This window comes from Acinetobacter legionensis (assembly GCF_057165765.1).
This window is the reverse complement of sequence record NZ_CM169896.1, coordinates 1,835,375-1,858,840: the sequence shown is the minus strand read 5'-3', so window position 1 is coordinate 1,858,840 and position 23,466 is coordinate 1,835,375. Positions and strand designations below refer to the sequence as shown.

Annotated in this window: 23 protein-coding genes and 1 pseudogene; 14 read left to right on the top strand and 10 right to left on the bottom strand. The window is 34.6% G+C overall.

Annotation, left to right across the window (positions count from 1 at the left end):
* Positions 1 to 73 precede the first annotated feature (73 nt).
* From glnL to AC2G3J_RS08455, 3 genes are all read left to right on the top strand, one after another.
* A complete protein-coding gene (glnL, locus tag AC2G3J_RS08465; RefSeq protein ID WP_336951463.1) occupies positions 74 to 1,180 on the top strand; it encodes a nitrogen regulation protein NR(II) in 1,107 nt (368 codons plus the stop codon).
* Positions 1,170 to 2,654, top strand: coding sequence for a nitrogen regulation protein NR(I) (gene glnG / locus AC2G3J_RS08460; RefSeq protein WP_004822147.1), 1,485 nt, complete (start codon positions 1,170 to 1,172; stop codon positions 2,652 to 2,654). The genes glnL and glnG overlap by 11 nt, the downstream gene beginning before the upstream one ends.
* Positions 2,655 to 2,774: 120 nt before the next feature.
* Positions 2,775 to 3,491 carry a hypothetical protein gene (locus AC2G3J_RS08455; RefSeq protein ID WP_483770948.1) on the top strand — a complete coding sequence of 239 codons (717 nt, stop codon included), beginning with the start codon at positions 2,775 to 2,777 and terminating at the stop codon, positions 3,489 to 3,491.
* A 56-nt stretch (positions 3,492 to 3,547) separates the two neighbouring features.
* On the opposite strand, the gene AC2G3J_RS08450 is transcribed toward AC2G3J_RS08455, so the two are convergent.
* The gene (locus AC2G3J_RS08450; RefSeq protein ID WP_096734314.1) at positions 3,548 to 4,147 is read right to left on the bottom strand and encodes a YidB family protein; all 600 of its coding nucleotides are present in this window, start codon (positions 4,145 to 4,147) and stop codon (positions 3,548 to 3,550) included.
* 124 nt (positions 4,148 to 4,271) lie between these two features.
* Entirely contained in the window at positions 4,272 to 4,742 is a 471-nt protein-coding gene (locus AC2G3J_RS08445; protein WP_336950796.1) for a DUF6231 family protein, read from the bottom strand.
* A 32-nt stretch (positions 4,743 to 4,774) separates the two neighbouring features.
* Here AC2G3J_RS08445 and AC2G3J_RS08440 point away from each other — a divergent pair, with 32 nt between their 5' ends.
* The gene (locus tag AC2G3J_RS08440) at positions 4,775 to 5,647 is read left to right on the top strand and encodes a DUF2797 domain-containing protein (RefSeq protein WP_483770947.1); all 873 of its coding nucleotides are present in this window, start codon (positions 4,775 to 4,777) and stop codon (positions 5,645 to 5,647) included.
* 373 nt (positions 5,648 to 6,020) lie between these two features.
* Here the strand turns inward: AC2G3J_RS08440 and lpxB are convergent, their stop codons facing one another.
* On the bottom strand, positions 6,021 to 7,196 hold the full coding sequence (lpxB, locus tag AC2G3J_RS08435) for a lipid-A-disaccharide synthase (RefSeq protein WP_336950794.1): 1,176 nt from the start codon (positions 7,194 to 7,196) through the stop codon (positions 6,021 to 6,023).
* A gap of 228 nt (positions 7,197 to 7,424) precedes the next feature.
* On the opposite strand from lpxB, the gene AC2G3J_RS08430 reads away from it, so the two are divergent.
* From AC2G3J_RS08430 to AC2G3J_RS08415, 4 genes are all read left to right on the top strand, one after another.
* A complete protein-coding gene (locus tag AC2G3J_RS08430) occupies positions 7,425 to 9,560 on the top strand; it encodes a TonB-dependent siderophore receptor (protein ID WP_483770946.1) in 2,136 nt (711 codons plus the stop codon).
* A 61-nt stretch (positions 9,561 to 9,621) separates the two neighbouring features.
* Positions 9,622 to 9,900: a hypothetical protein gene (locus AC2G3J_RS08425; protein ID WP_419327333.1), complete on the top strand. Its 279-nt coding sequence runs from the start codon at positions 9,622 to 9,624 to the stop codon at positions 9,898 to 9,900.
* A 3-nt stretch (positions 9,901 to 9,903) separates the two neighbouring features.
* Positions 9,904 to 11,466 carry a PepSY-associated TM helix domain-containing protein gene (locus AC2G3J_RS08420; protein WP_336950791.1) on the top strand — a complete coding sequence of 521 codons (1,563 nt, stop codon included), beginning with the start codon at positions 9,904 to 9,906 and terminating at the stop codon, positions 11,464 to 11,466.
* Positions 11,463 to 11,750 (top strand): hypothetical protein, encoded by a 288-nt coding sequence (locus tag AC2G3J_RS08415; protein ID WP_336950790.1) that lies wholly within the window; start codon positions 11,463 to 11,465, stop codon positions 11,748 to 11,750. The genes AC2G3J_RS08420 and AC2G3J_RS08415 overlap by 4 nt, the downstream gene beginning before the upstream one ends.
* A 790-nt stretch (positions 11,751 to 12,540) precedes the next feature.
* On the opposite strand, the gene AC2G3J_RS08410 is transcribed toward AC2G3J_RS08415, so the two are convergent.
* Positions 12,541 to 12,810: a hypothetical protein gene (locus tag AC2G3J_RS08410; RefSeq protein WP_336950788.1), complete on the bottom strand. Its 270-nt coding sequence runs from the start codon at positions 12,808 to 12,810 to the stop codon at positions 12,541 to 12,543.
* Positions 12,811 to 12,906: 96 nt separating this feature from the next.
* Positions 12,907 to 13,065, bottom strand: coding sequence for a DUF1328 domain-containing protein (locus AC2G3J_RS08405; protein WP_336950787.1), 159 nt, complete (start codon positions 13,063 to 13,065; stop codon positions 12,907 to 12,909).
* Between the two features lie 986 nt (positions 13,066 to 14,051).
* On the opposite strand from AC2G3J_RS08405, the gene AC2G3J_RS08400 reads away from it, so the two are divergent.
* Both AC2G3J_RS08400 and AC2G3J_RS08395 read left to right on the top strand, forming a co-directional pair.
* On the top strand, positions 14,052 to 14,501 hold the full coding sequence (locus AC2G3J_RS08400) for a BLUF domain-containing protein (RefSeq protein WP_336950785.1): 450 nt from the start codon (positions 14,052 to 14,054) through the stop codon (positions 14,499 to 14,501).
* A 39-nt stretch (positions 14,502 to 14,540) separates the two neighbouring features.
* A complete protein-coding gene (locus tag AC2G3J_RS08395) occupies positions 14,541 to 15,008 on the top strand; it encodes a BLUF domain-containing protein (protein ID WP_336951462.1) in 468 nt (155 codons plus the stop codon).
* Positions 15,009 to 15,048: 40 nt separating this feature from the next.
* Here AC2G3J_RS08395 and AC2G3J_RS08390 read toward each other — a convergent pair whose 3' ends face one another.
* Complete coding sequence (locus tag AC2G3J_RS08390) at positions 15,049 to 15,255, bottom strand: pyridoxamine 5'-phosphate oxidase family protein (RefSeq protein WP_483770945.1); 207 nt, start codon at positions 15,253 to 15,255, stop codon at positions 15,049 to 15,051.
* A gap of 175 nt (positions 15,256 to 15,430) precedes the next feature.
* Positions 15,431 to 15,691, bottom strand: coding sequence for a hypothetical protein (locus AC2G3J_RS08385; RefSeq protein WP_336950783.1), 261 nt, complete (start codon positions 15,689 to 15,691; stop codon positions 15,431 to 15,433).
* A gap of 249 nt (positions 15,692 to 15,940) precedes the next feature.
* Here AC2G3J_RS08385 and AC2G3J_RS08380 point away from each other — a divergent pair.
* Together AC2G3J_RS08380 and AC2G3J_RS08375 are read left to right on the top strand one after the other, a co-directional pair.
* Positions 15,941 to 16,575 (top strand): annotated as a pseudogene (locus tag AC2G3J_RS08380) (SOS response-associated peptidase family protein).
* A gap of 93 nt (positions 16,576 to 16,668) precedes the next feature.
* A complete protein-coding gene (locus AC2G3J_RS08375) occupies positions 16,669 to 17,286 on the top strand; it encodes a LexA family protein (RefSeq protein WP_483770944.1) in 618 nt (205 codons plus the stop codon).
* 652 nt (positions 17,287 to 17,938) lie between these two features.
* On the opposite strand, the gene AC2G3J_RS08370 is transcribed toward AC2G3J_RS08375, so the two are convergent.
* The gene (locus tag AC2G3J_RS08370) at positions 17,939 to 18,469 is read right to left on the bottom strand and encodes a hypothetical protein (RefSeq protein ID WP_483770943.1); all 531 of its coding nucleotides are present in this window, start codon (positions 18,467 to 18,469) and stop codon (positions 17,939 to 17,941) included.
* Between the two features lie 592 nt (positions 18,470 to 19,061).
* Here AC2G3J_RS08370 and AC2G3J_RS08365 point away from each other — a divergent pair.
* Complete coding sequence (locus AC2G3J_RS08365) at positions 19,062 to 19,301, top strand: DUF2171 domain-containing protein (RefSeq protein WP_336950780.1); 240 nt, start codon at positions 19,062 to 19,064, stop codon at positions 19,299 to 19,301.
* Between the two features lie 239 nt (positions 19,302 to 19,540).
* Here AC2G3J_RS08365 and AC2G3J_RS08360 read toward each other — a convergent pair whose 3' ends face one another.
* Complete coding sequence (locus AC2G3J_RS08360) at positions 19,541 to 19,849, bottom strand: hypothetical protein (RefSeq protein ID WP_336950779.1); 309 nt, start codon at positions 19,847 to 19,849, stop codon at positions 19,541 to 19,543.
* A gap of 182 nt (positions 19,850 to 20,031) precedes the next feature.
* Here AC2G3J_RS08360 and AC2G3J_RS08355 point away from each other — a divergent pair, with 182 nt between their 5' ends.
* Positions 20,032 to 21,903, top strand: coding sequence for an ABC transporter ATP-binding protein (locus AC2G3J_RS08355; protein WP_336950777.1), 1,872 nt, complete (start codon positions 20,032 to 20,034; stop codon positions 21,901 to 21,903).
* A 406-nt stretch (positions 21,904 to 22,309) separates the two neighbouring features.
* Here AC2G3J_RS08355 and AC2G3J_RS08350 read toward each other — a convergent pair whose 3' ends face one another.
* Positions 22,310 to 23,458 (bottom strand): phospholipase A, encoded by a 1,149-nt coding sequence (locus tag AC2G3J_RS08350; RefSeq protein ID WP_336950775.1) that lies wholly within the window; start codon positions 23,456 to 23,458, stop codon positions 22,310 to 22,312.
* Positions 23,459 to 23,466 lie beyond the last annotated feature (8 nt).

The window sequence follows — 23,466 nt, the reverse complement described above, 5'->3', positions numbered from 1 at the left end:
TCCCCTTGTTCGGGAAAATAGAAAACGAGGTGCAGATGCCATTGCGCTATTTAAAGACAGGAAAGCTCTGCTAATGGATCAATACCCAACAATTGATTATAGATTGCTTGTGGATAATTTAACCACTGCAATTCTTTTGGTCGATTGTAATTTAAATATTTTTTATCTTAATTCATCATGCGAAGCATTGTTTGATATTAGCTTGCTTCGTGCGGCAGGTCAGCCAGTGATTAATATTTTACACGCACCAAATGACAGCTTTAATACATTGGAAGCATTAAACAACTCAATAAAAACAGGTCAAGCCTATACACGCCGTGAAGCAATTATCAATGTTAACTTTAAAGACATGCATGTTGATTATTCAGTGTCGCAGTTAAATACAGGAAGACCTTATCACCCATTACTATTAATTGAGTTAAATCCAATTGATCGGATGCTTAAAATCTCTAAAGAAGAAAACTTAATTCAACAACATCAAGTTGCACGTCAACTTATTCGAGGTGTTGCACATGAGATCAAAAATCCTTTGGGCGGAATTCGTGGTGCGACTCAACTGCTTGCTCGTAGTTTAAATGATCCACAATACGCAGAATTCACCGATATTATTATCAGTGAAGTCGATCGTTTAAGAAACCTTGCTGATACTATGCTGGGTTCGCGTCAACTTCCCAGCTACGAGTTGGTCAACGTACATGAACCGCTTGAACGTGTTCGCTCTTTAATTGTAAATCAGACCAAGAAAAAAATTAAAATCACACGAGACTATGACCTTTCATTGCCTGATGTCAAAGCAGATCGCGATCAACTAATTCAAGTGATGCTTAATATTAGTGTCAATGCGGTACAGGCGATGACTGAGAATCGTGAGTTTTTTATTGATCATCAACCTGAACTGATGTTGCGTACACGCATTCAACGTTTGGTTACGATTAATGGTGTACTAAATAAATCAGCCATTCGTATTGATATTGAAGACAATGGTCCTGGTGTCCCTGAAGAAATTTTAGAATCCGTGTTTTATCCGCTTGTGACTGGCCGTGCCAAAGGAACAGGTCTTGGCTTAAGCATCGCTCAAAATATCATGCATCAACACAATGGAATGATTGAATGCCAATCCATTCCTGGAAAAACAGTATTTAGCTTATATCTACCTTGGGAGTCTAACAATGTCGCATAATAAAATTTGGGTGATCGATGACGACCGTGCTATGCGTTGGGTCTTAGAAAAAACCTTTAAAGAGGAAGGCTTCGATGTTACCAGTTTTGAAGAGGCACAATCGGCTTTGGATCAACTTCCAAGCAATGCCCCAGACGTCATTCTCACTGATATTCGTATGCCCGGCATTGATGGTTTAACCTTCCTAGGAAAAGTCAAAGGAAGTTATCCTGATCTGCCTGTGATCATTATGACAGCACACTCAGATTTAGAATCTGCGGTATCGAGCTATCAAACGGGTGCTTTTGAATATCTTCCAAAACCATTTGATATTGACGAAGCACTAGCACTGGTGAATCGTGCCATTTTGCACATCAACAAACTGCAACAACAAGAATCGGCCAAAGTCACCCCCATTCAATCTACGGAAATTATTGGTGAATCCCCTGCAATGCAGGAAGTTTTTCGTGCCATTGGACGTTTATCTCAATCGCACATTACCGTATTGATCAACGGTGAATCTGGAACAGGTAAAGAGTTAGTTGCACATGCTTTACATCGACACTCACCAAGAAGCAGTAAACCATTTATTGCTTTAAACATGGCTGCTATTCCAAAAGATTTAATTGAAACTGAATTATTTGGCCATGAAAAAGGTGCATTTACCGGTGCCAATACTCAACGCCAAGGTCGTTTTGAACAAGCCAATGGCGGTACCTTATTCTTAGATGAAATCGGTGATATGCCTTTTGAAACCCAAACACGTCTACTCCGTGTTTTGGCAGATGGTGAGTTCTACCGTGTGGGTGGGCATATTCCAGTTCGTGTTGATGTTCGTATCGTGGCAGCAACACATCAAGATTTAGAAAAATTAGTCAATGATGGGCGTTTCCGTGAAGACTTATATCATCGACTAAATGTCATTCGTATTCATATTCCTAAACTTGCTCATCGTTCTGAAGACATTCCGATGTTGGCGCAACACTTCTTGGCACGTGCGGGTAAAGAACTCGGGGTTAGTCCGAAAATTTTACGCCCAGAAACGCAAGAATATATTCAAAAACTGCCTTGGCCCGGCAATGTACGTCAGCTAGAGAATACCTGCCGCTGGTTAACTGTAATGATCACAGGCCGTGAAGTTTATCCTGAAGACTTGCCTTCTGAATTAAAACAAATTCCAATCAATAAATCTGATGATCAGGGACAAGCGCAAGCTGGTATTGACCGCATTGCGTTACATCATTGGGATGAGTTACTGGCACAATGGGCAATTCAAAAGCTTAAAAATGGTGAAATGAAAATTTTAGACATTGCCACACCAATGTTTGAACGCACTTTGATCATAGCAGCGCTTCAACAAACCCGTGGCCGTAAACGTCATGCTGCTGAACTTTTAGGCTGGGGGCGTAATACTTTAACCCGCAAACTCAAAGAATTAGGTATGGATTCTGCTGAAGATGATGAAGAGGAAGATAAAACCGTCTTAGCAGAATAATAAGCGACTCATAAATATAAAGTTTACTCCAACCATATTTCGTAAGAATATGGTTGTTTTTTATTGGCTCATAGTGAAAAATAGCCTCGTGAAATTTAAACTTTATCGTCTAGGGTAAACATGAAGAAAACTGTTGTTGCAATTGGCTTACTTTCTATTTTTAGTGTTGCTTGCTCTAAAAATAAACCGCATGACAGTTCTGAACATCAAGCAGAAGTACCAGCGATTAAAAAAGCACATAAAGTAGCTAATTCAGATGATTGTTTTAAATTAGAACCCAACAAACAGTTTACCCTGAACAACAATGAAGAAACAGAAATACAAATTGTTCCCACAACCTTCAACAATCAGAATGTGATAGCAATCGTTAGACAAGGTGCAGGTGTGCGTACAGATTATATCTACGATTTAACTGGGCGTACCATGCTTGCAAACTTGGATTATGGTATTGCCGCACTCGGATCAAATCCAAATGATGTGCTGGTAAAAACCACTTACCAAGCCCCGCTCCCAACATTCCCATCTAATCTTAAACCACAGCAAAAATTCCAGATGACTTATAACGCGGTTATTGAATCGCAAATGGATAACAATGATAAGTCTGTAAACAATAAGACGATTGACTTAGTATTTGTAGGATTTGAAGATCTGACTTTAATTGACAATGATAACAATACATTAAAGTTTGATAATGCCTGTCATTTCATTTCTCAAATTGGAGATGAAACATTGGATGAATGGTATGCTGAAGGGTATGGACAAATTAAATACGTTAAAAAGAAACAGAATGGTGACGTAAAAAGTAGCGAAGCAATTGGTGATGACCCACAACCTTAATTTAAATCAGCCAGTCAACATTTATTGACTGGCTTTGAACATTTTTATGTTCGATTTTACTTTAAAAAACCTGATACCAAATTCATAACATTTTGAATATCACCATTGGCTTCAGTGTGATCTGTTGCATCACCTTGTGGTGTCAGTGAATCAATAATTTGCGGTAATACAGTAGATATTGCGCCATACACTTCATTGGTCGGAACATTGGCTTGTTGGGCAACTTGTTCAACTTGCTGACCACCAAATAAACTCTGGATTTGCTCTACATTTACCGCTCCATTACCTTGTGACGGATCGACCCAGCTTTGAACCTGCCCACCTAAACCTGCGCCTTGCAATTTAGCTAAAGCACCTTGTAGGCCACCATTTTGTTGAATCCAACCTAAGACCAATGGCACAACTGCAATCAATAAAGAAGAGGCATTAAAGCCACCCGCTTGTGGTGCTTGTTGTTGTCCACCTGTCAAACCACCTAAAACTGAACCAAGTACGCCACCCAATCCACCTTGTGATTGTTGTTGCTGTCCCCCCAAGCCACCGAGTACTGAACCAAGTACCCCGCCCAATCCACCACCTAGCCCGCCTTGTGATTGTTGTTGTCCGCCAAGTGCTTGCTTTGCCAGAATTTCCACAATATTGGTTAAATCTGTCATGAGTTTTCCTTTTTTAAGTTTTATGAGACAAGTACAGCATACTTGGCTTTATCAGATTCACCAAAATTGGAATTGTTAAATTTTGCAATAGCTTAAGGCTAGTTTTATAGGCAAAATAAACCCACTACCAACGAAATTTATTCCAGTTTTCTGGATTGGCCCAAAACTTAGCGTTAAACCAATCTGGTACATGTTTATAGGTCAAAATATTAAATTGCCAAAGTGCAAAATCATTTTGATGTAATGTTTTATCAATCAGTTGGGTAAAACCAAGCGATCTGAGCAACCGTTCATCTTTTAGCTGACATGCGACAACAATTCGTTTTGCCAGTAAATCACGTAACTTGACCAATAACTGGGATTTCTGTAAATCGGTGATCCCAGACATTTCATCTGTATCTAAAAGTACAAATCCTAAATCATATCGTTGCGTAAAAGGCAGACTTAAAAACTCAGATACGTTAAAATAGGACCATTGAATCGAATAATTTGTTGGGTATTGCGCCAAATTTTGCCCAATACATAATGCAGTTTGAATTGGCTGTTCTTGCGATAAATCGTCTAGCATTGAAGTGATGACATTTTGCTCAGCCATAACTGCACCTTTTTTGAAGCGAGTAATTAAACATGGAACTACAAGGCATTTGTCATAAAATGCATGCAGGTCTTAAAGACCTTAGTGTAACTGATCAACAAACACATAAGGCAAATGTTGAATATAAATTTATATTAGATCGCTCAGAAACCGAGCTACCATTTAGTTTAGGCCAGGAAATCGAGATTGAAGCGACAGGAAATATTTATTGCGTTTCTTGTGGAGCTAAAACACCAAAGTCTTACTCTCAAGGCCACTGCTTTAAATGCATGAAAACCAAGGCATCTTGCGACATGTGTATCATGAAGCCTGAAACTTGTCATTATCATTTAGGTACTTGCCGTGAAGATGATTTTGCTCATGAAGTTTGCTTTCAACCGCATATTGTATATCTAGCAAATTCAAGCGCTTTAAAAGTCGGAATAACTCGTTTAGGTCAAATGCCAACACGCTGGTTAGATCAAGGTGCGACCCAAGCATTACCTATTTTAAAAGTCGGTTCGCGGCGTCTTTCTGGTCAGCTTGAAGTCATGTTTGGAACGCAGGTTGCGGACAAAACGGATTGGCGTAAACTGCTTAAAGGTGAATCTGAACCGATTGATCTAATTGAAATTCGTAATGAATTGATTCAAGAGTTTTCCCCAAAGATTCAAAGTATTCGCAATGAGTTTGCGCAAAATCTTGAGTTTAATGAAACGGTCGAATTGTTAGAAAATGAATTACCCCGTGAATTCATCTACCCTGTCGACATTTATCCTGAAAAAGTTAAATCACACAATTTAGATAAAACCCCAATCATTCGGGGTAAGCTACAAGGAATTAAAGGCCAATACTTGATTATGGATACCGGTGTCATCAATATTCGTAAATATACAGGTTATGAACTTAAAGTTCGGGCGGAATAATTTTTCACACCCAAACCCAGAAATTGATTTATACATACTCCTCTTTATCCCAGATTTAGAGGAGTTTTTATTGGTTAAAGGTTTTCTATATCCAACCTGTCAAAAAACTTAGACAAAAGAATATAATTTCTCCGAATTAATATTTTTAATTAAATCAATTAGATGAAATAAAAAAATTGTTTGATTAAAAAAACTGCAATGCCACACCTTTCATTCAAAGTTTAAATACCTTTGCGTAGGCGATCCCCCACTAACTTGATGAAAATCACTGGTTTGAATAATTAGATGCTTTGACAATAGGGCGATTAATAAAAATTTCCAGCAGCTCGATAAGCAAACGGATATTTGCTTAATCAGTTGTTAGCATTAAAAATCAAGCTGTTAAAATTGCTAAAATCGCCTGAGCCGGATCTTCACTATTTCCAGCCAAAAGTTGTTTGTGCATGGTGATTAATTGCATTACCTGAATTTGTGCAGTTTCAATATTCATTAATTTTTCAATTTGATTGGCCAAATTTTCTGATGTGGCATCTTGTTGAATAAGCTCTTGAATCACTTTTTTGCCCGCAATAATATTCGGCAATGAATAATACGGAATTTTCACTAAAAATTTAGCAATTACATAAGTTAACCAATTCAACTTATAAAAAGTCACCATTGGACGATGTAACAATAATGCTTCAAGTGTCGCTGTCCCCGATGCCAAAGCCACAATATTGGCAGCATTCATGACCTGACGACCAATTTTTGATTCTTTATCGGTATTTTCCAGTAAATGAATTTTTGCGACTAAGTCACTTGGATAATGCTTTAATAATTCCTGAATTTGCTGTTTGCGTAACTCATTAATTGCAGGAATTAAAAACTGATAATCTGGATATTTTTGATAAAGAATTTTTGCGGCATCCAAAACCAACGGCCCAAGTCGTTCAATCTCACCACGCCGACTTCCTGGTAACAAGGCAATATGCTTTTGACTGATATCTAAACCAAGCTCTTGCTTTGCATCCAAAATTGGATTTTGTAATGGTAATTGACCTGCCAGTGGATGTCCAACAAAGGCTGCTGGTACGTCATATCGTTGATAAAAGCCTTTTTCAAAAGGAAATAGACAAAGCACCAAATCTATACTGGCCTTGATGCCATGTACCCGTCCTTGTCGCCAAGCCCATACAGATGGACTGACATATTGCACCGTTTTAATCGGCAAATTTTTCTGTTTTATGCTTTTTGAAAGGCGTAAGTTAAAGTCTGGTGCATCAATACCGACAAAAACATCTACGGGATTGGCAGACCATTTCTCGACCAGACCATCACGTACAGCAAATAATTTTTTTAAATCCTTAAGTACTTCAACAATCCCCATCACAGATAAAATATCCATTGAATAAAAACTGTTAAATCCTTCTGCAATCATTTGAGGACCACCAATCCCTTCAAATTCAGCATCAATACCCTGTTCACGAAAACTGCGAATAAGTTTTGCGCCTAAAGTATCCCCTGATACCTCACCTACGACAATTCCAATTTTAAGCTTTCGATTTTGCAAGATATTCTTCCTGATCAGCACTATAAGCGCATCATAGCATATTCATAGGATTTAATCGTGAATACTCAAACTGGATGCTGGCTTGGAAAATGGGGAAATTTATATAACAATTCATCTAATTTTCTATCGTTATTTTATTTTCTATTTATATTTTCAATTGCACGACTATTGTAAGCCCACCTCACTAACAATAAACTAAGCAATAATTATTATCATTTAAGATAAGCAATGCTAAATCCTCTCCTACACAGTTTTAAGTTCTCTATTCTTAGTTTAGCGGTACTCATTGCCCAGCAGAGTTTTGCTGAAGATATTGAAAATCTACCCACAATTTCAGTTCAAGCCACAGCTGATCAAACTGAATTAAGCTCCGAACAATCAAAATCTTATATCGTTAAAAAATCTGCAAGTGCTGCCAAGCTGAATATTCCTGTCAAAGAAACACCACAAACAGTGAATGTTGTTACACGTCAGCAATTAAATGATTTTGCACTCAATAGTGCACGTGAAGCTTTAAGTAATACCCCAGGTATTACTGTCAGCAGTCAAGAAACCGAACGTTCAACCTACACTGCCCGTGGTTTTGAAATATCAAATATTTTAACAGATGGCGTTGGCTTCCCTTCTAGCAGCTACAATTATAATAATACCAATCCTGATACATATTTTTATGATCGTATTGACGTGATTAAAGGTGCAGATGCCTTAACCAATGCTTTTGGTGATCCAAGCGCAACAATCGATTATATCCGTAAGCGTCCTACTCAAGAATTTCAAGCCAATGCTGGGCTAAGTTATGGCTCTTGGAATACCCAACGCTATGAAGCAGATGTTTCAGGTGCATTAAATAAAGAAGGCAGCATCCGCGGACGTTTGATGGGTTATGAGCAAACTGGAGATTCTTATCTAGACCGTTATTCATCTGAGAAAAATGGATTTTCTGGCATCATTGATGCGGATTTAAGTGATAGCACGTTATTAACTGTCGGTTATAGCCAACAACAGAATAAACCTAATGCAAATAATTGGGGTGCTTTACCACTTCTCGGTGCAGATGGGAAACAACTTTCCTATGAGCGTAATTATAATCCCAATCCAGATTGGACATATTGGGATAATAAGTCACAAAATGCTTTTGCTGAGTTAAAGCAAAAAATTAATGACAAGTGGACAGCTAAGCTGAGTTATAACTACACCCAAACCGACCATAACAGTAACTTACTCTATTATTTCGGTTATCCTGATCAAAATGGAGCAGGTGTAGCCCTCACCGCTTGGGGCGGAAAAGAAAGTCTAAAAAGTCATTTTGCCGACTTAAATCTACAAGGCTCATATTCATTATTTGGCCGTGAACACGAAGCGACACTGGGTTATAGTTATCTACAAAATAAACAGTATGATCAACAGACGTCAGGCACAATTAATGACAACAATATCAATAATAATCAAACCACAGACTGGGCAAGCTGGACACCTCAATCAGTCACTTGGTCAGCATTTAGTGATGCGGCAAACTATACCCAAAAGCTCAATTCTGTATATGCGGCAACACGACTACACTTAAACGATGATTTGAAACTTTTACTCGGTTTAAATTATGTTCAAGCTAAAAGTGAAGGTGAAAGTTACGGTTCATCAATGGCCTATGATGAAAACAAAGTATCTCCTTATGCTGGCATTACCTATAACTTTAGCCCTGAATACACAGGTTATCTAAGCTATACCTCTATTTTCCGCCCACAATCTGGAGTGGGTACTGATAATAAAGCACTCAAACCAGTTGAAGGTGAAAGCTATGAGGCAGGTATTAAAAGTTCATGGCTAGATGACAAGCTCACTGGAACTTTGGCGGTGTTTCGAACAGAACAAAGTAATTACCCTTTGCGCAATTCAGATGGAAATATTCTCAATCGAAAAGTTGAAACCAGTGATTTACGCTCTCAAGGGGTAGAAGTTGGTTTGGCTGGGCAATTAACAGATCACTTAAATATTGCATTTGGTTATAGCCAATTTAGCTTAAAAGATTTAAAAAATGGTGGAGAGGCTCGTACTTACAACCCGAACCAAACCATTAATCTTTTAACGACTTATACTATTCCTGCTATACCTAAACTGAAAATTGGTGCAGCTTTACAATGGCAAGATGCGACTAAGCAGTATGATTCTTCGGTAAAGAGTACAATTACCCAAGATGCTTATGCTTTAGTGAATATGATGAGTAGCTATGACTTGAATAAGCATATTTCGCTACAGGCAAATGTAAACAACGTGACAGACAAAAAATATTTATATAGCTTTCCTGATGGTCAGGCTTTTTATGGCCCATCTACAAACTATAGTGTTGCTGTAAAATTTAAATACTAATCTGAACTCGCCTTAATCTTTTTATGATTAAGGCGTTTTCAATTGCAAGAAAGTGATCGTTATGCAGATTGTGCTCTACCCTTTATCAGTGCTCTTTCGTTTTATACTGGCTTTTGGTATGGGCTATCTGTGCAGTTATTTAGTATCCTTAACTTTAATTGACGTGTTTTATCCTTATTTTGCCAAGGCTGAATCTATTTATTTGGCAGCATTTAGCGCACTTATTTTTTACATTTTTTTTGTGATTCTAAGCTTTTGTATTCATTCTTTAAAGAAGCTTACGCTGATCAGCCTAGCTCTGGTCGCTACTTTTTTCCTATTTTCCAAGTTTATAGGTTAACTCATGCATAAATCTGTTCGTCAATCTATGGCATGGTTACACTCTTGGATCGGGCTTACCTTCGGCTGGCTGTTATTTGCAATTTTTTTGACAGGTTCTGCAACATATTATCGCCATGAAATTAGTATGTGGATGCAACCACAATTCGCAAGTATGCAAATCAAACAGGAATCCGCTATACAGTCTGCGTTTGCTTATTTGCAAAAAAATGCCCCAGATGCAAAAAGTTGGTATATCGGCGTTGCAAATCAGAATACCCCTGCAAATAAAATTTATTGGCAAAAAGCCGATGGTGGTTATGAAAGTAAAACTTTAGATGCCAATACAGGTAAAGAATTGAGTCTTTCTGCCACACAAGGCGGTGATTTCTTCTATGGGTTTCATTATCAGCTTTATGGAATGCCTTACTCGATTGGTCGTTTGATTGTCACCTTTGCAGCGTTAATTATGTTTATAGCCTTGATTTCAGGCATTATTACCCATAAAAAGATATTTACAGATTTCTTTACCTTAAGAGTATTTAAAGGTCAGCGTTCATATTTAGATTTTCATAATGTAAGTTCGGTAATAGCATTGCCCTTTTTCTTAACCATTACATTTACCGGCTTAGCGATCTTTTTCTATCTGCTTTTCCCCGCAGGGATGAAAAAAGCCTATCCAGATAATCCATATCAGTATTTTGATGAAATTCGTCATGTTTCAACTGCAAACAAGGCTCAACACGCACAGCCGAAGAATATGTTATCTATTCAACATTTCCTGCAACAAACCCAACAGCAATGGGGAAAAACTAATATTGATAACATTACCGTAGATCAACCCAATACACAGCTTGCTAAGCTCACGATTACTGCCTTAGAAGATCATTCGATTACTCGTAATCAAGCACAACTTAGCTTTAATGGCGCTACAGGTGGTTTAATTGGGAATACCCGTAATAACAGTGCAATTGCAACATTAAATGCCAGTATGTACGGACTGCATATGGCGAATTTTGCCCAACCTTTATTGCGTTTAGGCTTATTTTTCTCTGGCCTCTTAGGTTGTGCAATGATTGCTTCTGGCTTATTGCTCTGGAGTTTAAAACGACAATTACAAAAGAAAAATGATCATTTTCACGTTGGGCATTATCTGGTAAACCGACTCAATACCACGATGATTATTGGTTTACCCATTGCGATGTTGGGTTATTTGTATGCCAATCGTTTTGTACAACTTCAATCAGATACACCGAATTATGAAGTCTATACATTTTTTACTTTGTGGTTATTCAGTTTTATTATTGCGCTCTGCACAAAACAACAATATCTCTGGAAAACTCAGCTCAAGCTGCTAATTGCCATGACATTAGCCTTGCCTATTTTAAATGTCTATTATCTGATTTCTAATCAATATATTCATTCATTACAGGACTATTGGTTATTTTTACGTGTGGACTTAATGATCTGGTTATTTGCCATTTTAGCGATTTTTTTACATCAAAGAATCACACCGATTCAAAACAAAGCTGTGGCTAAGATCAAGAAAAAGCTAGAACAAAAACAATCACAGGAATCTGTATCATGATATTGGCATTTGCATTTCTCCTGATCCTGATTGCCAGTTATAGCTTATATTTGATCAGTTCAAAGCAGATCACCAAGACTCAGAAAAGTAAATTGTCTGTTTTAGCGCAACATGTGAAACTGGTAAAAGTTATCGCGTTTGCGTTGATCATCTCGGCTTTATTTTTATTCAGTGTAAATTATGGCAATAGCATCTCTTTTGTGGCCTTATGTATACTGAGTAGCCCAATACTGTTTGGATTGATACTCTTTGTAAATGACTTAAAACCCAAAATTAAAAAGTAGACATCTAGCGTTTTAATACTGCTAGCTAAGTTTGATTAGTTTTTTAGGATGCTCAATGGCTAAGCTATAATTCATTGGGCAATCCTGATTGAACCGATAAATTTTTTTAACAAGGTTTAGGCGCAATGTAAATCGTTTTTATTCGATATAAATAACTGGTGTATTTCCACGAAAAATACACAATCTACATTACACCGCTATTCTCCCAATTTCTGCAGAATTTGTCTTAAAATAATTTAAGCTGTTCAGGTTGTAACTGCATTTCAATATTTTACAATTTAATCAATCTATAAAATTTCCCCGAGGATTTTATGTTGCTGCAATGGTTTGATTCAATTTTAATTTACAATCAATGATTTAAAAAATTTAAACAAATCTTAGTGCAATAAATAGCGTAAAATTATTTTTATTTATTTCAATTTTTTGATGATATTGAAAATAATTATATTTTAACAATGAATGAAGCCGTGAGTGTACTCAAACTATGAAATTCCCTTTCTTAGAAATTCTGCACTCAGCTTAAATCGAAGTAGATTTTTAAAAATTAAAATAGACAGAATTAATTGATTTAAGAGCTTTTCATCATCTGTCTGTGCCTCCTTACTAACCCTAAAAGTATCTTTCTCTCAAGTATTTCATCTTCAGTAAATGACAATGAATCAACCAATAACTCTATAGGCAATGAACTATTTTCAATTAAAAAACAGTCTTGATCTGTAGACCATTCAGGAAGTATTGTAACTTTTTTACGCTTGCGCCTTTGATGCATATAAACACCTTACTTTAAAAACTATGAATTTACTTGCTCATCAACCCAAGATAAGAATTTGTATTTATTACTTATTTCAGGTGCACTCATTATTAAAATATTTTTTTTATTTCCAAACTTACCGGATACTTTATTAGAATTATTAAATTTAAAGTCAGTTTCATCTCCTTCATTTAAAGCTTTGAAATATGCAACAATTTTCTCGGACTTGGTCTTACTCTTGAAGTCCGGTGTCAAAAGTAAAAAATTATAGATCTGCTCTAAAACACACATATAGTTACTACTTTTCATAAAAACCTTAATTATAGATTATTAATGAGATAATTTACTGTAAAGAAATTAGCCAACTATAGAACAAATATATTCGATAGTTGGCTATATAAAATACTATGATTTTCCACGAGATATAAAACCAATAATTGCTAAAATAACAGCTACAACTAGTAGAATTACAGCAAAATCTTTCGATAGACCAGCAACTCCACCAAAACCTAATAAACTAGCAATTAATGCTATAACTGCAAAAATTATCGCCCAACGAAACATACATTATTACTCCTAAAATATTTAATTTTTTTTGATTTAAATAAAATTTATCTAAATCAATCTATATAAAAACCTATTCTTTATATAGCTTATCAGAAATAAAAAACCTATTTATTTCTTGATTCTTTAGTTTTGGCATAACAATCTTAATTAAAAAAAGAACTGAACAGGAAATAAGAAGCATTCCTATAACTTCAATTGAATAACTAATCATGAATAATAGACTATAAAAGCCAAAGAAAAATAAAAGACTTAAAAATACTTTTTTTAGATATAAGGTCATAATAAGACCATATAACATTGCCGAAAAGAATACATTAAACTTTTTATGTATTCCTAACTTGTCAAAAATTATGATTATTAAACATATAATTAAAACTGAGATAATAAATATAAAAAAATTTTTTAAAATTAACATTTCATTTCCTCTACTTTAGATTTAATAAAATGCTTCCCCCTTAGTAGAGCAACTAAGGGGGAAGACTACCCCAATACACCATCTATTATTATGCTCATTAATTTTATAACTTCTTATTCTAATTTAAGTGTAAGCGACCACATCTTAAACTAATATTCAGTTGTATATTAATAATAATGAACACGTATGGTGTATGAACGCAGTATATATAAATCAAAAATTCAGGCTGTAATCTCTGGCTTACATGATTGTGAGAAATTTCGTACATTTGTTTATTTTTTAACCTATTAATATTTAAAAAATTATAATTATTTCATTTATTTTCATAAAGTTAATTTTAATAAACTATTACTTCAACACAATATATTAACAATTAGCTTAAGTAAAAGTAAAAAAAGTTTACATTACATTTTTTTTTGATCGTTTTTATTTTAAATTGGCTTGAATCCTAACTATGTTGTAAACTTTTAAAGTTACTATTCTTTCTATGTGGAAACATAAAGTTTACTAATAAAATTAAATAGTTATCACACACCATCAGTAACAAATCAAACTGGATGAATTCATAATGGAATTTGTAAGGGTTTTATACGCTAGTAAAGCGACACAAGCGCACCCTGAACTTAAATCTGATCTAATTGATATTCTTAACACTGCTGTTGATTTTAATTCTCGTCATGAGATTACAGGAGTTCTTTACTATGGACATGGATATTTTGTCCAATGTCTTGAAGGTAGCAAGAGTAAAGTTAATGATCTTTTTTATAACCGCATTTTAAAAGATCCACGTCATCAAAATTGTGAAATTCTCTATCATGAGAAATGCGATGTTGGATTATTCAAACATTGGAATATGAAATTTGCACCTGTTAACAAAAGATTAGGTGACTTTTTTCAAGAACACCATCTTGATGATTTTAACCCATTTCTTCTTTCAAGTAACACTATTCCTTCATTCATAGACCTTTTAGCTTCGGAGTATGCTCATGAACCATATAATTTTGAAATCGATGAGTAATTCATTAGTCTATTTTGAAAACGTTAATTTAGATGATAAATCATGATTCGTTTGTGCTACGCAAGTACAAGAAATGAATCAACTAATGACCTCATAGAAGATTTAAATGATATTTTGAATACTGCTCGAGATTTTAATTCGAAAAACAATGTTTTTGGTGTGCTTTACTATGCTAATAACTTTTTTTTCCAGTGTCTTGAAGGTGAAAGATCAACTGTACTAGAGCTATTCCATAACATTAGAAATGACGCTAGGCATAAAGATATTATTGAATTCAAAAATGTAGAAATTGACCAAATTAGTTTTAAAAACTGGTCAATGAAATATGTTCAAAAGTGCTCAAAAGCAGAGGTCTTCTTTAATCGTTTAGGTTACGACTCGTTCACTCCTACTGCTTTAACCGAAGACAATTTAGATGCCTTCTTAAATGAACTCTTAAATGAAAAGCAGACTCGGCTTCGAAAGCGAGTTGGTTTAAACCAACGTGGAATATCTAATTTTCTTTAATAAAAAAAGACGAACGTAAGTTCGTCTTTTTTACAAAAATTTATAGCTTAACAGAATGACTTGTTCCAAGCTGCTCTGTTTCATGTGATATTGACGCTTTTGCTACTTTGAAAAGAGTTACAAATTTTCCTGCACCTTTCCAGTATTGTGCACCATTACATATTACACGTACTAATTGAATATTTGGATCCGACTTTCCTTGTTCAAAAAAAGTTCCATACGAAGCGGACCACAATTGATCAAGCACCTCTTAATCTTGGACACATTCTGCAATTCCATTAATTGAGACATAATCATTTTTTAAATTTTCCAATTTTAACATTCTCATGTAAATTGAAATACCAATATCTCCTCAATATAAAAATTTAAATAGTTTCTTAGTGTTAATTAAATATTTTAATTATATGATAAAAAATTATTATTCATGAATAATTTATTTTTTTGTTATCATTGATGCTTACAACTTTGAACTGGTAATCTTTATGAGTAATATTTTGATTTACCACAGCACGGTCTAATTGATCCCACAATTCAAAGTGAAAAAAATCAGAAGTTTCAGAGTAAATCCAAAACCATAAAATAGACCTATCCTTTTTTATAGGGTCATAAGTGGTATCTTTAACTTTTACCAATTTATGTAAATGAAAATTTTCATCTTGAAGTACTATTTCTTGAATATCCAATAGAAGATTTCCGTCGATCTTAATTGATTAGGAATATAACCTATTTTTAATTTTTTTTTAAATATGGTTTCAGATAAAATATGTAAACTAATTTTTCTTAATTTTGTTCAATGTACTGATATTAAATATCAATTAACTCTTATGAAATTATTTTATCCAGTTAATTTTTATATATTAAATAACTAACCAATAAATTATTGTAATACAATTAAAAACGAAATTTAAAATTTATAATAAATTGATTAACTCATGTGCTCAAACTATCAAACTCCAAAAATAACAGCATTTGTTCAATTAGGAATCGAACTCAATGCAATGGATTATCCTTTAAAGTCACACGTTTATCCGTTATACCCTGCTCCAATTATTATGAAAGAGTTTAACCTAGATTTATGAAGATTTGCACTAATTCTAAAATGGGCTGATGATACAAAGTTAGGGACACACCTATAATACTTGAACTGAAACTATAGTTGAGAAGCCTAACTTTCGACATGCTTGACTTATAGCAAGTTTTACTTTGTGCCGGTTCAAGAATTTGATGATCTCAAGTGCATCGATGGTAAAAGCCATTTGTACAGAATTCACCGTAAGAACGACTACCATTCGCTGTTGCAGAAACTCACGATGATTAGTTAATTAAAAAATAATAATATTTTTTCAATGATTGCAATCAATTCTGACAATCATCCTTTCATGAAGCAATTTTATGCGCCTACCGATGAAAAAAGATCAATCATAGTCATATCAAGAGAATATCGAAAAGACTGCTTGAATATTGATAAAGAAAATGCACACGAAAATTTCTTTGAAATGCGTGATGATTTTCCGCTTTCCCTCGTGAACACTCATCTGAAGTAGCCAAACAAAGTGACCTTTTTTAAATTAAGACTGTTTATCCACATAGTTTAAATTTGAAATTAAAAACTATTACATTTAATACCTTGAATACGTAACTTATTCAAGTGGTATTTTTTATGAATATTGAATTAAATTCAAAATTATCGAAAGCTAAACTTCAAAAGCTTAAAGATGCAAGTCTAGATCACTTGAAAAGCTCTAAAGTTATTGATATCAGAGCACATTCATCTAAATTAAAATGTCCATCTGACCTATCTAGAATATCGTCATTTCAGGCAATCACTAAGTATTCTATTCCATTAGTTTTAAATAAAATTACTGCAGATTCCTCCTCAGTATTTGAGAATTATATAGACAAAACTGTTGACATGGATGATCTGCTTATTTCAAATAAGGAAGCTACATTCATTGTTCAAGTTGAGTTGTATTCGATGAAAGACATTGGAATTGATATCACTGACTATTTGATTGTCGATAGAAGTACTCGATCACAGCACCAAGATATTGTTATCGCATTCATTGACAATGATTTCACTGTGAAAAGAATGATGATTACACAACGGATGTCACATGATGAATTGTTTAATATTTTTCATAATGAAAATGATCTTAGAAATTTGCCTGCAGTGTGGCTCAAACCTGAGAATATTGAGTACAAACCAATCCTCCCCCGCAATGAACAAGAATTAGTAATTTGGGGTGTTGTCACCAAAATTATTAAGAACTTTAAATGATACATGAAGAAAAGATATTTGTTCTTATTGATATCAATAATTGCTATGTCTGGTGTGAGCGTTTCTTTAACCCGAAGCTAAATAATGTCTTGGTGATAGTTTTATTAAATAACAATGGTTGCGCAGTAGCTCGAAGTAACTAAGTCAAGGCTATTGGGATTAAAATGAGCCTCCATTTTTTCAAATCAAAGATGCTGTCCAGAAAAATTGTTTTCAAGTTCCTTCAAGTAACTATGCGATATATGCTGAGATGTCACGTCGATTTCATTCATTTTTTGCCAGTTATTTCGCACCACCCGAACTCGAGATTTATTGAATTGATGAGTGTTTTCTAGATCTATCAAGTTTTAAGCATAATTATAATCTTGGTGATTGATTATCGCCAAGGAATGCACGAACGTATTCAACAATGAAGCGGATTGCCTGTCTCAGTATGAATTGGTTCCAACAAAACAGAAGCAAATATCGCTAATCAGAAAGCAAAAAAGGGAAAGCGATTTAATGGAGATTATGATTTAGCAAGCATGGCACAGAAACATCCTGATTACTTGTGTTTGTTTATAGAAGTAGGTGAAAATATGAAATGTTGCTAGAAAACAAATGCTTGACAAAAATAGCCCTTACATTGAAGGACTACTTTTTCGAGCGTCTGTTAACGTGTTACTCTTTCCCAAGCATCTTTAACTGCATGTTTTGCTTCTTCCCATTTTAAACGAGACTCTCTTTTAGTCTTTTCCCATTGAAGCTTAAGATCAGCTTCAACTTCTTCAAATTTTGTTTCATAAGGATAATTGCTTCTAGAAGTGTACCCTAGTTGATAGGCATCACGATAATCACGATCGTAATCTACATTATCATATAAGTTAACCGTGTCTTTAAAGTAAGGCCGCGTATTATAAGTCTCACGCCAATAAATATCCTCATCTGTTGGATTTACAGCTTCAGAAATACTTTTCCCTGCTAATCCTCCAACAACTGCTCCTACTACTCCCCCGACTGCAGCACCTACAGGTCCGCCAACGGCTCCAATAGCTACACCACTTGCTGCGCCACCTGCTGCACCAACACCTGTGCCAATTGGGTGAGCTCCTGGCTCACCTGAAATAGGGTCAGCATTTAGTTGCTTACGTTGTTCTTTACTCATATTTTGAACAACTTCATTATCTATATTAGAATTTGACATATTTAATCCTCTATTTGATAAAAATTATTAATCCAGATACTCAGTCAACGATAATCATCCTAGATTAATTATTTTCATTCAATATTACTATTTGTTATAGTTTGAAGAGCAGTTTGTATAAAACAGAATTAAGTAAATTAAAATAAAACATGTTCAAAACCACAGCACTGTTGAATATTATCGTTTTTAAAACTTCTTAAATAAAAAACATTAAATTACAATATAAAACACTAAAACCTCACTTTGATAAATTAAAAATAAATAATTATAAAACATAAAGTTAAAATAAAATATCTCAACAACATCATTAAAATCAAAGCGAATAATCATATACTTCTCAATAAAATTTTTAAATTATAATTGCATCACAAAAAATAAAGGAACCAAAAATAATATATCAAAGCAAGTGAGAAAAAAATCACATTACCATTAGTTTTATATCTGTTTACAAATATAATTTTTTAAATTAAATAACTCTTTAAACCTTACATTCTTAACTCAATAAAACTTAAAGCTTAAAAATACTTACATCATTATCTTTTTTTAAGTTTTAGACTGGTATCTCAACTTGAACAATAAATAGGCAAACATTATGAGTAACGTTAATGCTAACGATATTAAAGAACATGCTTCAGTAATTGCTTCATGTGGTACACAGATCGGTAAAGTCGATCATCTTGAGGGAAAAGATTCCATTAAATTGACACGAAGTGATGATGAACATAATGAACATCATCTGATTCCATTAAGTTGGGTGAGTGAAATTAAAGATGGAAATGTAATTTTGAATAAAAATTCAGAAGAAGTAAGAAATCAGTGGCAAACATTGTAGGCTTTACCTAAATTAATTTGCTATTTCAAAAATGCCAATCAATTTGATTGGCATTTTTATCATCAATATATTACCGATTCCCACATAATCATTGCATGAGTCAGAATTCCCCTTATTAGTATTAGTTCATTTTGAATTGTACTTCAAGCAACAGTTATCAAATGTATTCGACATTACCATTTTTTCGCAAATTAACATGGTTTGATATATCAATTGATCTTAAGTTTGAAATAGTTAACTTAGCAATTGCAAATTTCTGTATCTGCTTCAAAGTATTTATTTTTGAGATAATATATACACCTTTTACTTCTTCTAAATATTTTTATAACATTTCCTAAACTCATTTTTATCAGATCAGAATGACCATTTAATATATTAGGATTAAGGTTAATCGCTTTTTTACGATCTTCAATCCATTTTTCTGCTATTCTACGAGGGTTAAATGTTTTGCTTTCAATGAAAACTAGATAGACTTTTCTGTTAGTTCTAATTCCAGCTCGATAACGAATAGTGCCATCGGTAAGACTTCTTTGTCTAATTGAACCCATAATTATTTACGCCATTCCTACTTTATTAATTATGGCGTAAATATTGGCGTAATAAACTTATTATTCACATAGGTTTTCACATGTTCAAAACTAAACTTGCATCTCATGTAAGATCTTGTTTAGAAAGTAAATTTTTGCAAACTCATAATTGTTAAAGTAATTCACATAAAGTTAGGTAAACTATGCTGCAATGGTTTGAAAAGTTAGTAGATCCATATCCGTCGAAAGGTTTAAACGAACCATTATCCACTAAGTTCTTTCCATTTGTTTGGCAAGCTGCGACTGGTGTTAAGCGTTATTTATTGATTTTAATATTATTCACTGCTGCAACAGCATCTTTTGAAGCCTTATTCTTTTCACAAATCGGACATTTAGTCGATTGGTTGACTCAGTCAAAACCTCAAGACTTTTTAGTGAATCATCGTGAAAATTTGATCTTTTTAAGCTGTATTTTATTGGCAAATATCTTTTTTGCCAGTATGCAATCTATTATCAGACATCAGATTTTATACAGTAGTTTTCCAATGCGTTTGCGTTGGAGATTTCATAATCTTATGTTACGCCAAGGCTTAGACTTCTTTCATAATGACTTTGCAGGTCGTTTATCTGCAAAAGTTATGCAGACAGCGCTAGCAGTACGTGAGTTTTGGGTGATTTTAGGCGATATGGTGACTTATGTTGTCATCTACTTCATCACCATCAGTATAGTATTGGGCTCAATTTCCCCTATTCTATTGATTCCACTTTTATTGTGGTTGGCACTGTTTGTGAGTGCAGCATTATTTTACATTCCAAGATTAGGACGAATATCTAAAGAACAAGCCGATGCGCGTGCGGTGATGACCGGACGAGTAACAGATGCCTATACCAATATTCAGACAGTGAAACTTTTTGCCCATGCTGGCCGTGAAAGTCAATATGCAAAAGAATCAATGAAAGAATTTATGCGTACTGTGTTCAAACAAATGCGTTTAGGCACTGCATACGAACTTTGCATCAATTTGCTGACCGCCGTTTTATTCTTTGGAGTTCTAGGCACTGCTGTTTGGTTATGGTTACAGGGGCAAGCCGCGATTGGTGTCATTGCGGCAACAACAGCCATGATTCTTAAACTCAATAGTATGGCTGAATTTATGATGTGGCAAACCTCTGCCCTGTTTGAAAATGTCGGAACAATTCAAGATGGTATGCAAACCTTAGGCCGTCAGATCAATATCCAAGACAAAGAAGATGCCAAACCACTTGTTGTGACTGAAGGCAGTATTAAATTTAGTGATGTCACATTTGCCTATAATAGCAAAAAAATAATTGATCACTTCAACTTAAACATTCAACCAGGTGAGAAAATTGGTATTGTTGGACGTTCTGGTGCGGGAAAATCCACCTTAATTCAATTACTTCTACATTTTTATACCATTAATGAGGGAAAAATTACCATTGATAGTCAAAATATTGAGGAAGTCACTCAAGACAGTTTAAGAAAAAATATCGCGCTTGTTACCCAAGATACCTCGTTGCTACATCGTACAGTTGCGGAAAATATTAAATATGGTCGTCCTGATGCGACTGATGAAGAAATGTATGAAGCAGTAAGAAAAGCCAAAGCAGATGAGTTTATTCCACAACTTTCAGATTTAAGAGGTCGTACTGGCTATGATGCTTATGTTGGTGAGCGTGGAGTAAAACTGTCGGGTGGTCAACGTCAGCGTATTGCCATTGCACGTGTATTTTTAAAAGATGCGCCAATTTTAATCTTAGATGAAGCAACCAGTGCCTTAGACTCCGAAGTTGAAGCTGCAATTCAATCAAGCTTAGATGAGTTAATGCAAAAGAAAACCGTGATCGCGATTGCCCATCGTCTTTCAACCATTGCACAAATGGATCGTTTGATTGTGCTAGATCAAGGTCAAATTGCAGAACAAGGCACCCATGAAGAGCTTATTGCACAAAATGGTATTTATGCGCATTTATGGCATAGGCAGACGGGTGGTTTTTTAGTTGAACCTGAACAGAAAACCACTGAAGATGAAGACTCAACAGTCAGCGCTTCATAAATAAAGCGTTTAAATAGCCAAATTATAAAAACCACGTTAAAAATAGCGTGGTTTTTTATTGCGTCTATTCTATTGATTAAGCATACATCATAGCCTTATTTGGATATATTTTAGCTACAACATGCAGTTCAATGATTATATTTTTAGAATCAAGAATTAATCGGCTTGACGAGGCAACAGAATTGATTATTTTGATATGATTAAGTACCCTCCATCATTTGTACTCAAATTATTACTTATGTTATTGCAATATTTAAACTAGTATATAAAAACAGTACTCTTGAGCTTTCCGCTTACTTATCCAGATAAAACAACAACTTTTCCGTATAAATCAAAAACAAAAAAGCTGCCTTATATAAAGACAGCTTCTTATTTAAATCTAGCCAATCAACGCTATTTTAAATGATTAATACCAGTTCATTAATGAAACACCTAGTCCAACATAGGTCGCACGGTGATTATAATCAATCAAACTTTCGCCATATCCATCAAACAATTGAAAATGACCACGTAACTTCCCTTTAATAGGGAACGCCCAATCAAACTGCACTGCACCATGTGAATCATCCCCACCTTTTAAAGAATGACGTAGCATCAAAGAAAAATCATTGTCATTCCAACGATAGAATGCGGTTAAATCACCACGACCAATATAATTTTTAATATCAGGATTATTGTCATCCTGAAAATCTTCTTCAATGCGATACCACGGACGCACCATCAAAGCAAAATTATCTTTTTCAAATCCAAGATTTAAAATTACTCGATTCCAGCTACGTGAAAGTGGATCAGAACGTCCATTTGACTGATGATTCAACGTCAAACCTAATAAACGTCCATTTAAACCCAATAAATTATAATTGGTTCGAAAAATTAAACTTGCTTCAGGCTCGTAATTTGTTTCACGAAATGGACGGGACTCTTCACTGTTGTAAACTTGCCAACGAGAAGATTGTGTATATCCTACCCAAACATCACCATTATTTCCAAACACGTTTTCAGCAGCTTTGGTTTTTAAAGAAATCTGGAATTTTGCTTCCATAGACTTTAAATTTTGATCTTCTTCCACTGTATTTTGGGGGTTTGGGCTCTGTGGAAATTCATTTTTCTTACTGGTCCAAAATGCAGGAAGTAAATATACAGGTTGATTCGCCCGAATATTCCATGTACCTAACTTACTATCTTCTGAAAGCTCCCAACGTCGATCAAGTAATGAGGTGTTGGGATCAATTTTATCACCATGAATTGCAAATAAATTTTCAGCTGTCTGGGTAATTTTGTCTTTTAGTGTTTCAGGTTCAACATTGGCTTTTTGAATATCTAAGGCAGCACGTTGCTCTGACACCAAAACTTGCGGAGCAACCGCAGGCGTTTTAAATATTTTATCGTAACAAGCCAAACGATCAGCGTTAGATTCGAGTGCAACACAGGCTTGTGTACTTGCAGGATTTACTTGTGCAGTATCATCTGCGTGTACAATGGTCACCAAACCAAAACTGAGCATCATTAAGATGCTCAGATTTAATGGTGTACGTTCAAAATTTTTGAACGACATAGAATTCT